Here is an 11984-nt window from a genome sequence, read left to right as displayed (position 1 = left end):
GCGCGGGGAGCGGACGCCCCCACGGCTGACGCGCGGCAAGCGGACGCCTCACTTGACGGCGGGGGTCCAGGTGAGTCCCCAGCCGTACGCCTCGTCCGCCGTCTGCTGCATGGAGATCCCGGGTGCGTGGACCAGGAACCGGGCCTCGCGCCGTACGACCAGGTCGCCGTCCTCCCGGGTGATGAGCGCGAGTGCGCACGTCCGCGCCGGGACGGTGCACTCGTCGAGGGCGAACTCGATGGGGGCGCCGTCGTGCGGCTGGAGGGTCACGGTCGCGTGCAGGCCGCTGAAGTCGCTCGCGCCCTGGTAGATGACGACGAAGAAGAGGAGCCGGCGGAACTGGTCCTTGTGGTCGAGGTTGACGGTGAGGTTCTCGCCCTCGGCGCGGGCGCCCGTGCGGTCGTCCGCGTCGAGCTGGATGTACGGGGGCTCATGGAGGGCGCCGAACCCTTCGAGCGCCTGCACCACGCCCTTCCTGCCGTCCGCCAGCTCGTAGAGCACGCACAGGTCGAGATCGAGGCCGCCCGCCGCCGGCGCCCCCGCCGCCCGGCGGCGGCCCAGGCCCCAGCGCCGGGCGGGAGCGTCGTCCGTCTTCTCCGCGCGCAGCTCCCAGTTGAGGTTCACCCGCATCACGCCGCCGGTCGTGCCGACGTCCTTCGTGAGGGAGACCGTCGGGGATTCTTTCGTGAGGGTGACCTTGGTGAGCCGTACGGGCTGCCCGGCGGTGGCGGGCACGGGCGCCGTCGGAGTCGCGGCGGCCGGCGCCACGACCACCGCCGCCGGTGCCGGTCCCTGCGGCGGCGCCTCGACGGCGGGTTCCACGGTGTCCGGTTCGTCGACCGATATCCCGTAGTCGGTGGCCAGTCCCGCGAGGCCGGAGTCGTAACCCTGCCCCACCGCCCGGAACTTCCAGCCGCCGTCGCGGCGGTAGAGGTCCCCGAGGACGAAGGCGGTCTCGACGGTCGCGTCCGTACTGTCGTAGCGGGCCAGCTCCGCCCCGCCGTCCGCGTCGAGCACCCGGACGAACAGTCCCGGCACGCGTCCGAAGTCGCCGCCGTCCGCCGAGGCCGCGACGACGATCCGCTCGACCTCCGGCTCCACGGCTTCCAGGTCCACGGCGAGCACGTCCGTGACGAGGCCGTCGGGGCCCTCGGCGGAGGACTTCCCTTCGTGCCGTACCGCCCCCGAGACATGGGCCGGCTGGTTGTAGAAAACGAAGTCGGCGTCGGAGCGCACTTTTCCCGACACGAGGAGTAGCGCCGACGCGTCCACGTCCGGCACACCGTTCCCTGAACGCCAGCCCAATTCCACGCGCACCCCGCGCGCCGACACCGGAACATTGGCCCCTTTAAGCATGAACATGCTCGCCCCCCAACCCGGCTTCCGCGTATCAAGATTTCTTTACGTCAAGCTAATGCCGGACACGTCGACCCGTCGGGGCGACCCGTGGGTAACCCCTCCCCAGCTCGCCTTTTCAAGATCGACGGCCCTTCGGGCCTTCTGGGCGCGACCGTTTTTGTCACGTTCGCTCGCATTGTGGATCGGCAGTCACTCAGAACCCGTCAAACAACCCTCTTATCGGTCTCCCCAACCAGCACATCGTGGGCTTAACTTATGGCCATGACCTCCCCCCGCTCCACCTACGGAGGCGGTTACTACACCGCGCCGTCGTTCCCCGACACCCCGATCTACGACTCCCTGGTCGCGGAGCGGGGCACGCCTCAGATCGCCCCGATCCGAGTCCCTGCCGCGTACGACACCGGCAACAGCTACCTGCCGGTGTTGCCCGCGGCTCTGCCCGCCCTCCCGGCGGCACCCAGCCCCTCCCCCAGCTACGGCGGCGGCGGTTCGTACGGCTACCCCCAGCCGGCGCCGCAGATGGCCCCCGTGCCTCTGCAGCACGCTCCCGCGCCGTACATCCCGCAGCAGCCCGCCGCGCCGCGCGGCTACCCCGGTATGCAGCAGCCGCAGCCGCAGCGGCCGATGTCCACGGGGTACGAGGCGATGCGCCCGGCGGCCGCACGGCCCGCCCCGGCACCCGCGCCGTACCAGGACCCCTACAACCGTCCCTACCAGGGCCAGGGGTACTGACAGACGCGTGCGCGGAGCGTTTGGCAGGATGGCCGCATGCCCAATCCTCGTCTGCGCTCCGTCCACATCCACCCGGTCAAGGCGCTGCGCGGCATCGCGCCCGCCGAGGCGGAGGTCGAGCCATGGGGACTGGCCGGTGACCGCCGCTGGACCGTCGTGGACACGTCGGGCAAGGTCGTGACCCAACGCCGTCACGCTCGGATGACGTTGGCCTCGGCCGAGCCGCTGCCCGGCGGTGGCATCACGGTGTCGGCGCCCGGCCTGGCCGCGCTGGCGGTCGAGGTGCCACGGCCGTCCTCCACGATCCGTGTGGAGGTCTTCGACACTCCGGTGGAGGCGGTCCCGGCCGGACCGGCGGCCGACGCGTGGTTCAGGGCGTTCCTGGGGGCGGAGGTCCGTCTCGTCCACATGGACGACCCGGCACACCGGCGCCCGATCGATCCGGACCACGCCCTGCCCGGCGAGACGGTGAGCTTCGCGGACGGCTATCCGCTCCTGGCCACCACCACCGCCTCGCTCGACGCCCTCAACTCGCTGATCGCCCAGGGGGATCACGCCGACGAGGGGCCGCTGCCGATGAACCGCTTCCGGCCGAACGTGGTCATCGAGGGGACCGCGCCGTGGGCCGAGGACGGCTGGACCCGGCTCGCCATCGGTGAGGTCATGTTCCGGGCGGCCAAGGCCTCCGGCCGCTGCGTCGTGACGACCACCGACCAGCTCACCGGCGAGCGTGGCAAGGAGCCCCTGCGTACGCTCGCGGAGCACCGCAGACAGGGAAGCAAGCTGATCTTCGGCCAGAACCTGGTCCCGGAACACCCCGGCACGATCCGCGTCGGCGACGAGGTCAAGTTCCTCGACTGACCGCACCCGCGCGGTGCCCGGCGCCCCGCGCCTCCGCCTCCCTCACGCAGCGTCACGCACACGTACGCATGCGCGATCGCGTCACACTTCCGCGTCCCGACAGGCGGGGAACCCGCCCCCGGGGCAGACTCGTTGGGAGACCGGGAACGACAAGGGGGTGTGGCATGCGGGCAGCCATCGGAGTCTGGCGCTGGCGGCGCAACCCCCTGTGCCGGACCACGGACCGCGTGGAGGCCTGGGTCGCGCTTGTCGCGGTCGCGCTCCTCGTGCTCGCCGTCCCCGCCGCGGGCTGGATCTCCGGCACCCGGACCGACGACTCCCTCCAGCGCGCGGCCCAGGCCCAGACCCGGCAGCGGCCCGCCACGACGGCCCGGGTGCTCCGGCTCGCCGACACCCCGGCCCCGGGCATGCAGAGCCCCGATTCCGCGGGCGAGCAGCCCGCCCGGCGCGCCGTCGTGGCGACCTGGACCGCTCCGGACGGCACGTCCCGTACGGGCACGGTGGCCACCCGGCGTGAACTGTCCGATCCGGGCGACACCTTCCGGCTCTGGACCGACCTCGACGGGAGGCCGGTGACGGCGCCCATGCGGCCCGAGACCGCCCGCGCCCACGCGACCATCGTCGGGCTGCTCGCGGCGGCCCTGGCGGCGGTCTTCGTGGAGGCGGCGAGGAGACTGGTCGTACGGCGGCTCACGCACCGGCGGTACCGACGTCTCGACCGCGCGTGGGCCAAGGCCGGTTCCGACTGGGGCCGTACGGGCGCGGGCAGCTGACCCGTCAACCCGGCGGCGCCGCGCGCGCTACGGTGGGGCATCGGATCAGCAGCAGGCATGAGGCGGGGGCAGAACACACCCATGGCACAGGGCACGGTCCAGGTGACGCACACCGGCACATCGCGGTGGCGACGCCGCACGGGCGAGTACGCCTCCCTCGCCGCGGCCCTGGAGGCGGCCGGCGACGGCGACGTCCTCACCATCGCCCCCGGCACGTACCGGGAGAACCTCGTCATCGAACGTGCCGTCACCCTGCGGGGCCCCGAGGGCGGGATCGGCTCGGTCCGCATCGCGCCCGTGGACGGCGTACCGCTGACCGTAAGGGCGTCGGCGACGGTCCAGGATCTGCATGTGGAGGGCCAGGACTCCGCCGCGCCGGCCCTGCTCGTCGAGGACGGCACCCCCGAACTGCTCGACCTGCGGATCGTGACCCGGTCGGCCGCCGGACTGGAGGTCCGCGGCGCTGCCCGCCCCACGGTCCGCCGCTGCACCGTCGACAACCCGGCGGGCGTCGGCATCGCCGTACTCGACGGCGCGGGCGGGGTGTTCGAGGAGTGCGAGATCGTCGCGGCCGGCCAGTCCGGGGTCTCCGTGCGCGGCGGCGGCCATCCGCGCCTAGAGCGCTGCCGGGTCCACCACGCCTCCGGCGCGGGGATCTCCGTGACCGGCGAGGGCAGCGGCCTGGAGGGCATCGGCTGCGAGGTGTACGAGATCAAGGGCACCGGGCTCCAGATCGCGTCGCGTGCCACCGCGCACCTCACCGACTCCTCGGTGCACCGCACCTCGGCCGACGGCATCACGCTCGACACGGACGCCGTGCTCACCCTCTCCGACTGCGACATCCACGACATTCCCGAGAACGCGGTCGATCTGCGCTCCCGCTCGGTGCTGACGCTGACCCGCTCGACCGTGCGCCGCTTCGGCCGCAACGGGCTCTCGGTATGGGACCCGGGGACGCGCGTGGACGCCAACCAGTGCGAGATCCACGACAGTACGGGCGACTATCCGGCGGTCTGGATCAGCGACGGAGCGACCGGCGTCCTCGACGCGTGCCGGGTGCACGACGTGCCGGACGCGCTCTTCGTCCTCGACCGCGGCTCGCGCGTGGACGTCGTCGACAGCGATCTGTCGCAGGTGCGGAACACAGCGGTGTCGGTCAGCGACGGCGCGACGGCTCAGCTCGACGACTGCCGGATCCGCGAGGCGTCGACCGGCGCCTGGTTCCGGGACCACGGCAGCGGCGGCACGCTCGGGGGGTGCACGATCGACTCCGTGCAGACCGGTGTGATCGTCACCAAGGGCGCGGACCCGACGATCGAGCGATGCACGGTCACCTCGCCCGCCGAGGCCGGGTTCTACGTGTCCGCGGAGGGGCGGGGCTCCTTCCACGGCTGCCGGGTGACCGGGAGCGGCGGCTACGGCTTCCATGTGATGGACGGCTGCCGCACCACCCTGCGCAAGTGCCGTACGGAGCGGTGTGCGCGCGGCGGGTACGAGTTCCCGGACGACGGCCCGGTCGCGGAGGACTGCACGAGCGACGAGAGCGCGGTGCGTACGCCAGCGGCCGCCGACACCGGCGCCGTACTGACGGCGACGCAGTCGGCGGGCCTGCTCGGCACGGTGCCCCCGCCGCGCTCGCCGGCCGTGCCGCCGGTCGCGCCGACGCCCGAGCCGGCTCCCGAGGCACGCTCCTCGCAGGACGTGCTCGGCGAACTGGACGCGCTGGTGGGCCTGGAGAGCGTCAAGCACGAGGTACGGACGCTCACGAACATGATCGAGGTCGGGCGCAGACGGCAGGAGGCCGGGCTGAAGGCGGCCTCGGTCCGCCGCCATCTGGTCTTCACCGGCAATCCGGGCACGGGCAAGACGACGGTCGCCCGGTTGTACGGCGAGATCCTCGCCTCGCTCGGGGTCCTGGAGCGGGGCCATCTGGTCGAGGTCTCCCGGGTCGACCTGGTCGGCGAGCACATCGGCTCGACCGCGATCCGTACGCAGGAGGCCTTCGACCGGGCGCGCGGGGGCGTGCTCTTCGTCGACGAGGCGTACGCGCTGTCGCCGGAGGACTCCGGCCGGGACTTCGGGCGGGAGGCGATCGACACGCTGGTGAAGCTGATGGAGGACCACCGGGACGCGGTGGTGGTCATCGTCGCCGGGTACACCGCGGAGATGGAACGCTTCCTGACGGTCAACCCCGGTGTGGCGTCCCGTTTCTCACGGACCATCACCTTCAGCGACTACGTACCGGACGAGCTGCTGCGGATCGTGGGGCAGCAGGCGGACGAGCACGAGTACCGGCTCGCCGACGGCACGGGCGAGGCCCTGCGGAAGTACTTCACCGAGCTGCCGAAGGGACCGGCGTTCGGCAACGGCCGTACCGCCCGGCAGACGTTCGAGTCGATGGTGGAGCGGCACGCGGGCCGGGTCGCCGTGCTCGCCGACGCGAGCACGGACGACCTGACGCTCCTCTATCCGGAGGACCTGCCGGAACTCCCCTGATCCGCCTGCTCGTTCGCGTCGTCCGTTCCGTCGCCGCCGCGCTGGCGCGGCAGTGCGGGCGGCAACCGGTCGAGGAGGAGGGAGCGCTGGGCGGCGAACGCGGGGTCGGCCTGGTAGTCGGAGTGCCCCAGAATCGGTTCGGGCAGCGGGTGTTGGGGCGTGCGGCCGTAGGCGACCGGGTCGAGCAGCGGGGCGTTGTCGACGGCCGGCTTCTCCCCGGAGGCGGGTACCCGTACGGGCCCGCCTATCGGGTCGGTGGCCCGGTAGAGGTTGCTCCAGCAGTGGATCGTTCCGTACAGGGCGCGCAGCGGGCCGGGGCCGAAGTAGGCGGGGAACCAGCGTCCGTACAGCCGCTCCAGCGGCGATCCGTACGTCAGCAGCGCGACGCGGCTCCGGGTCGCGGGCGGCAGCTGCCAGACGGCGGCCGCGGCGAGCACACTGCCCTGAGAGTGGCCGGAGATGACGAGCCGGCCGCCGGTGTGCCGGGTCCAGGAGCTCATGCGCCAGGTGAGGTCGGGGACCGCCCGTTCGGCGTAACAGGGTGGGGCGAAGGGGTGGGCGGCGCGCGGCCAGAAGGTGCCGACGTCCCAGAGGATGCCGATCGTACGGCGGGCGGAGGCGTCCTTGTACGCGCGGCGGCCCCACGTGACGAAGAGGAGGAAGCCGAAACCGATCATCCAGGAGCCGAGGGCCTGGGCGGTGGCGGCGGTGGAGGCGAGCGCGGGGTGGGCGCCGTCGAACGCCCGGCCGGGGACGTTGCCGCTGGCCCACGCGCCCGCGACGGAGCCCGCGCCGAGCAGCAGGGTGGCGCCGGACACGGTCCCGACGAGCGCGGGGGCGGCGTCGGTGAGGGAGGCGGTGGCACGGGTGGCGGCGATCCGTCCCGTACGGACCGGGTCCGGGTCCCGCGTGCCGTAGTCGGCCTCGACGACGGGTCCGAGGCGGCGGGCGGCGCGGGCGGTCCGGAGGACGAGGAGGACGACGGGGGCGAGGAGCAGCAGGAGCAGGACGGGGATCACGGACGCCTGCCAGCTGAGGAGCACCGGCGGGGCGACGGTCGAGCCCGCGCCCATGCCGGGGGTGGGCTTGCCGTCCAGCCAGTCGGCGACGCGCTGGGCGACGCCGCCGGACATCACACCCCCCAGCGCGCAGGCGAGCATGGCGACCGCGGGGCCGCCGAGACCGTGCAGCGCGGTGCGCGGATCGTGCCGGCGGCGGTGCAGGAGGAGGGCGACCGCGCCCAGGGCCACGACCAGGCCGCCCTGGGCGAGCGTCAGGACGCCGAAGGTGGCGTTGCCGGGCAGGGTGCCGCTGGAGCGCCAGCCGGGCCGGGACCAGCCGGCGTGCACGAAGGCGAGGGCGAGCAGAGTCAAGGACGTGCAGGGGAGCCAGGACACCAGGGCCCGTTCGAGGCGCAGGTCGAGACGCTTCTCGCTGCGGCCCCGGCGGCAGACGACCCAGAGGACGACGGCGGCGAGGACGACGTAGGCCGCCTGGAGGGACCGGCCGAAGGCGTCGAGCAGGACGCCGGTGGTTTCGCGGTCGTGGCGGGCGGCGGCTCCGGTGACGGCGGCGGCGACGGTCAGGAACCCGGCGGCGGTGTGCGCGGCACGGAGCCGGGCGACGAGGCGCCGGCCGAACCAGAACCCGGGCCGGCCGAGGGCGGGGCGGACTTCGGGGGCGGGAGCGTCGGCTTCCACGTCCTCGGACCCGGCTTCCGCGTCGTCGGACCCCGTGTCCGCTTCCGCGCCGTCGGACCCCCTGTCCGCTTCCGCGCCGTCGGACCCCGTGTCGCCTTCCGCGTCCTCGTGCTTGGGCGCTTCGGCCGGGTCCGGGTAGGCGTCCTCGTCGTAGCCGGTGGGCGGGCGCTGGGCCTCGTACGCGCTCCAGGTCCGGTTGGAGAGGTACCAGAGCAGTCCGACCAGCGCGGCCGGGATCACGGCGGCGAGCGCGAGCCTGCGGCCGGGCTGCGACCACCAGCCGCCCCGCTCGGCCGAGAGGAAGCCGAGCCACGAGCGGTCCTCCGAGCAGGCGGCCGAGCCCGCGCACTGCCAGGCCGTCAGATCGAGCGCGACCTCGCAGGCGGCGGCCGTGAGCAGCACCGTGAGGGTGAGTGCCACGAGCCGCACCAGCATCCCGTACGCCCGGACCAGCCGGGGGTGGCCCTTCGCCGGCGGGCGCATCCAGTGGGCGAGGTTGGCGACCATGAACGGCAGGAGCAGCAGCCACAGGGCGCGCGCGCCGTTTCCGGAGGTGAGGTTGGACCAGACGTACGCCTCCGCGACCGGCCGTTCGGCGTAGCGCTCGGGGTGGTCCTCGGCGTCGGCGTCGTCGGTGCGGCGGTGCACGGCGGCGGTCGTGTCGCCGGTGACCCGTACCGTGCGCGGATCGCCCAGCATGTCCTGGGGCGTGGCTCCGCCGACCCCGTGGACGAGGAGTTCCAGCGCCGCGCCACCGCTCTTCGGGGCGGGTGTGGCAGGGGGCACTTCGGTGTCTCACTCTCTGGGTGGGAGGATTCGACGGCAGGCAACCAGGATCGCGGAAGGCCGTGCACCGGTGCACGGGCTCTCACGGAATCCGCCCTCCATCCCCCAGTTCCCTTCGGAAGGACCGGCCCCTGTGGTGAGCGACCATCAGAATCTTCTCGCTGAGCAGCGGCGCGCACTCATTCTGGACGAGGTGCGGCGGCGCGGCGGTGTACGCGTCAATGAGCTGACGCGGCGGCTCAACGTCTCGGACATGACGATCCGCCGGGACCTGGACGCGCTGGCCCGCCAGGGTGTGGTCGAGAAGGTGCACGGCGGTGCGGTGCCGTTGGTCGAAACCAGTTCGCACGAGCCGGGGTTCGAGGCCAAGTCGGCGCTCGAGCTGGGGGCGAAGGAGGAGATCGCCCGGACGGCGGCGCGGATGGTGGCACCGGGTTCGGCGATCGCGCTCTCGGGCGGTACGACGACGTTCGCGCTGGCCCAGCACCTGCTCGACGTGCCGGACCTGACGGTGGTGACCAACTCGGTCCGGGTCGCGGACGTGTTCCACACCGCGCAGCCGGTCGGCGCGGCGGGCGAGGCGGGACGGCCGGGCGCGGCGACGGTGGTCCTCACGGGCGGGATGCGGACCCCGTCGGACGCGCTGGTGGGGCCGGTGGCCGATCAGGCGATCCGCTCGCTCCACTTCGACGTGCTGTTCCTGGGGGTGCACGGGATCTCGGTGGAGGCGGGACTCTCGACGCCGAATCTCGCGGAGGCGGAGACGAACCGGCGTCTGATGCGCTCGGCCCGCCGGGTGGTGGTGGTCGCGGACCACACGAAGTGGGGGACGGTGGGGCTCAGTTCGTTCGCGCGGCTCGACGAGGTGGGCACGCTGGTGACGGACGCGGGCCTGTCGCCGCAGACCCGGGCCGAGATGGCCGAGCATCTGCCGGACCTGGTGGTGGCCGGTGAGGACCCGGACGAGCACGAGGACGGCGACGGCGACCGTGGCGACGGCGACCGTGGCGGGGACGCCGGGGAACGGGCCGGGGGCCGGGCCGGGGGACGAGTCGGGGACGGGGACTCGGCGGGCGGCCGGGCATGAGCCGCTTCCGCGTCGAGCGCTTCTCGGAGCTGCCGGTGGAGGAGGCGTGGCGGCGGCTCACCGACTTCGCGGCGCACGGCCGGCTGGTTCCGCTCACCCGGAGCAGGGTGCTCTCCCCCGGGCCTACGGGGGTGGGGACACGGTTCGTCGCTCGTACCGGCATCGGACGTCTCTCCTTCGACGACCCGATGGAGGTCGTGGCCTGGGAGCCCCCCGGGCCCAGCCGGCCGGGGAGGTGCCGGCTGGAGAAGCGCGGGCGGGTGGTGCTCGGCCGGGCGGTGATCGAGGTGTACGAGAACCCTGGCGGCGGCGCCCGCGCGGTGTGGGTGGAGGAGCTGCGCCTCCGCGGAGTGCCCGGCGCGCTCGATCCCGTACTGGCGTCGGCCGGGCGCCGGGTGTTCGGCCGGGCGCTGGACGGACTGCTGGGCAACTGACGGTACGTCAGTTAGGGTGTGCGGGCCTCAGATCCCCGCTCCGGGAGGGACGGTCCATGACACACCGACTCAGGCTCGTGGAGCTCGACTTCGCCGCGACCGCGCCCGTACGGCTGGTGTTCACGGCCGATCTGGCGGCGCCGCCCTCCGCCGTGTTCCGCTCGCTCGCGGTGGAACTGGGCTCCATGCCCTCCTGGTTCAGGGCGGTCGCCTCCGCGGCCCCGACCGGCGGCGGCACGGGTCGCTCGGTCCGGCTGCGGGGCGGGGTCGTGTTCCAGGAGACGATCCTCGCCCACGACCCGGACACGCGCTACGCGTACCGCATCGACGAGACCAACGCACCGGGCGTCGCCGCCATGGTGGAGGACTGGGCCCTCTCCCCCGCCGGCCCGGGGACCCGGGTCCGCTGGACGATGGCGGTCGACGGCACGGCGCCGTACCTGTTCGCGATGCGACTGGCCCGCCCGGGCGTGGGCAGGTCCTTCCGCGACGCGATGCGCCGCCTCGACGTGCGGCTCACTCCGGCCAGACACCCGTCTCCAGGAACCGGTCGATAGCGGCGGCGTACGGCGCGATGTCCAGGCCCTGTCCGGCCAGCCAGGCGTCGGAGTAGTACTTGTCGAGGTAGCGGTCGCCCGGGTCGCAGATCAGCGTCACGACGCTGCCGGTGCGGCCCTGTTCGACCATCTCGGCGACGATCTTCAGCGCGCTCCACAGGCCCGTGCCGGTGGAGCCGCCCGCCTTGCGGCCGATGGCGCCCTCCAGGGCGCGGACGGCGGCCACGCTCGCGGCGTCCGGGACCTTCATCATCCGGTCGATGGCGCCGGGCACGAAGCTGGGCTCCATCCGGGGTCTGCCGATGCCCTCGATGCGCGAGCCGCAGTCGGAGGTCGCGTCGGGGTCGTTCTTCGTCCAGCCGTCGAAGAAGCAGGAGTTCTCCGGGTCGGCGACGCAGATACGGGTGTCGTGCTGCATGTAGTGCACGTACCGGGCGATCGTGGCGGACGTGCCGCCGGTGCCGGCCGTGGCGACGATCCACGCGGGCTCGGGGTAGCGCTCCAGCCTGAGCTGCTGGTACATCGATTCGGCGATGTTGTTGTTCCCGCGCCAGTCGGTGGCCCGCTCGGCGTACGTGAACTGGTCCATGTAGTGCCCGCCGGTCCGCTCGGCGAGGGCCGCGGACTCCTCGTACATCGTGCGGGAGTCGTCGACGAAGTGACACTGCCCGCCGTGGAACTCGATCAGCCGGCACTTCTCGGCGCTCGTCGTGCGGGGCATCACGGCGATGAAGGGCACGCCGATCAGCTTGGCGAAGTACGCCTCGGAGACGGCGGTCGAACCACTGGAGGCCTCGATGACGGGCTTGCCGGGCCTGATCCAGCCGTTGCACAGACCGTAGAGGAAGAGGGAGCGGGCGAGGCGGTGCTTGAGGCTGCCCGTGGGGTGGGTCGACTCGTCCTTGAGGTAGAGGTCGATGCCCCACGAGTCGGGCAGCGGGAAGCGCAGCAGATGGGTGTCGGCGGAGCGGTTGGCGTCGGCCTGCACCTTCCGTACCGCGTCTTTCAGCCAGGCGCGGTACGCCGGGTCGCTGTGGTCGATGTCGACGGTCGCGACCGCGACCGAGGCTCGCGTCGTCTTCTCCGTGGTGCTCACAGGTGCTTCTCCTCGTCCGGCCCAGCAGATCCCCCACTCCCGACGATAACTCCCTCACCTGCACAAACGTTCGCTTTGGGGGTCCATAGGAGTCCCTTGCAGC

At 73.1% G+C, this 11984-nt stretch carries 10 protein-coding genes; 7 read left to right on the top strand and 3 right to left on the bottom strand.

The annotated features are described in order from the left end of the window. Positions 1-48: 48 nt before the first annotated feature. Entirely contained in the window at positions 49-1356 is a 1308-nt protein-coding gene (locus ACFVGW_RS21345; protein WP_385853126.1) for a TerD family protein, read from the bottom strand. 264 nt (positions 1357-1620) lie between these two features. Here ACFVGW_RS21345 and ACFVGW_RS21340 point away from each other — a divergent pair, with 264 nt between their 5' ends. The 4 genes from ACFVGW_RS21340 to ACFVGW_RS21325 all read left to right on the top strand — a co-directional run bounded on the left by ACFVGW_RS21340 (position 1621) and on the right by ACFVGW_RS21325 (position 6221). Continuing rightward, positions 1621-2091, top strand: a complete 471-nt coding sequence (locus ACFVGW_RS21340; protein WP_385853107.1) for a DUF6643 family protein — start codon at positions 1621-1623, stop codon at positions 2089-2091. 36 nt (positions 2092-2127) lie between these two features. Beyond that, positions 2128-2952 carry an MOSC domain-containing protein gene (locus ACFVGW_RS21335; RefSeq protein ID WP_385853106.1) on the top strand — a complete coding sequence of 275 codons (825 nt, stop codon included), beginning with the start codon at positions 2128-2130 and terminating at the stop codon, positions 2950-2952. A 164-nt stretch (positions 2953-3116) separates the two neighbouring features. Further along, positions 3117-3725: a hypothetical protein gene (locus ACFVGW_RS21330; RefSeq protein ID WP_385853105.1), complete on the top strand. Its 609-nt coding sequence runs from the start codon at positions 3117-3119 to the stop codon at positions 3723-3725. Positions 3726-3806: 81 nt separating this feature from the next. After that, complete coding sequence (locus ACFVGW_RS21325) at positions 3807-6221, top strand: right-handed parallel beta-helix repeat-containing protein (protein ID WP_383223439.1); 2415 nt, start codon at positions 3807-3809, stop codon at positions 6219-6221. Here ACFVGW_RS21325 and ACFVGW_RS21320 read toward each other — a convergent pair. Then, positions 6191-8707: a hypothetical protein gene (locus ACFVGW_RS21320; protein ID WP_385853104.1), complete on the bottom strand. Its 2517-nt coding sequence runs from the start codon at positions 8705-8707 to the stop codon at positions 6191-6193. The genes ACFVGW_RS21325 and ACFVGW_RS21320 overlap by 31 nt on opposite strands. Positions 8708-8843: 136 nt before the next feature. Here ACFVGW_RS21320 and ACFVGW_RS21315 point away from each other — a divergent pair, with 136 nt between their 5' ends. Genes ACFVGW_RS21315 through ACFVGW_RS21305 form a run of 3 tightly spaced genes read left to right on the top strand, consistent with a single transcriptional unit; the run spans position 8844 to position 10785 of the window. Further along, complete coding sequence (locus ACFVGW_RS21315) at positions 8844-9794, top strand: DeoR/GlpR family DNA-binding transcription regulator (protein ID WP_385853103.1); 951 nt, start codon at positions 8844-8846, stop codon at positions 9792-9794. Next, entirely contained in the window at positions 9791-10228 is a 438-nt protein-coding gene (locus ACFVGW_RS21310; RefSeq protein WP_385853102.1) for an SRPBCC family protein, read from the top strand. The genes ACFVGW_RS21315 and ACFVGW_RS21310 overlap by 4 nt, the downstream gene beginning before the upstream one ends. A gap of 56 nt (positions 10229-10284) precedes the next feature. Then, positions 10285-10785 (top strand): SRPBCC family protein, encoded by a 501-nt coding sequence (locus tag ACFVGW_RS21305; RefSeq protein WP_383288581.1) that lies wholly within the window; start codon positions 10285-10287, stop codon positions 10783-10785. Here ACFVGW_RS21305 and ACFVGW_RS21300 read toward each other — a convergent pair. Beyond that, positions 10745-11881: a PLP-dependent cysteine synthase family protein gene (locus tag ACFVGW_RS21300; protein WP_385853101.1), complete on the bottom strand. Its 1137-nt coding sequence runs from the start codon at positions 11879-11881 to the stop codon at positions 10745-10747. The genes ACFVGW_RS21305 and ACFVGW_RS21300 overlap by 41 nt on opposite strands. Between the last annotated feature and the right edge of the window lie 103 nt (positions 11882-11984).

This window comes from Streptomyces sp. NPDC127129 (assembly GCF_042671585.1).
In the GTDB taxonomy this organism is placed as follows: Bacteria; Actinomycetota; Actinomycetes; order Streptomycetales; family Streptomycetaceae; genus Streptomyces.
The sequence above is the reverse complement of the archived record's forward strand: the minus strand, read 5'-3'. Positions and strand labels throughout refer to the sequence as shown.

Coding starts and splice junctions, on each gene's coding strand:
- ACFVGW_RS21345 (WP_385853126.1), bottom strand. CDS start 1,356: ATGCTTAAAGGGGCCAATGTTCCGGTGTCGGCGCGCGGGGTGCGCGTG.
- ACFVGW_RS21340 (WP_385853107.1), top strand. CDS start 1,621: ATGACCTCCCCCCGCTCCACCTACGGAGGCGGTTACTACACCGCGCCG.
- ACFVGW_RS21335 (WP_385853106.1), top strand. CDS start 2,128: ATGCCCAATCCTCGTCTGCGCTCCGTCCACATCCACCCGGTCAAGGCG.
- ACFVGW_RS21330 (WP_385853105.1), top strand. CDS start 3,117: ATGCGGGCAGCCATCGGAGTCTGGCGCTGGCGGCGCAACCCCCTGTGC.
- ACFVGW_RS21325 (WP_383223439.1), top strand. CDS start 3,807: ATGGCACAGGGCACGGTCCAGGTGACGCACACCGGCACATCGCGGTGG.
- ACFVGW_RS21310 (WP_385853102.1), top strand. CDS start 9,791: ATGAGCCGCTTCCGCGTCGAGCGCTTCTCGGAGCTGCCGGTGGAGGAG.
- ACFVGW_RS21305 (WP_383288581.1), top strand. CDS start 10,285: ATGACACACCGACTCAGGCTCGTGGAGCTCGACTTCGCCGCGACCGCG.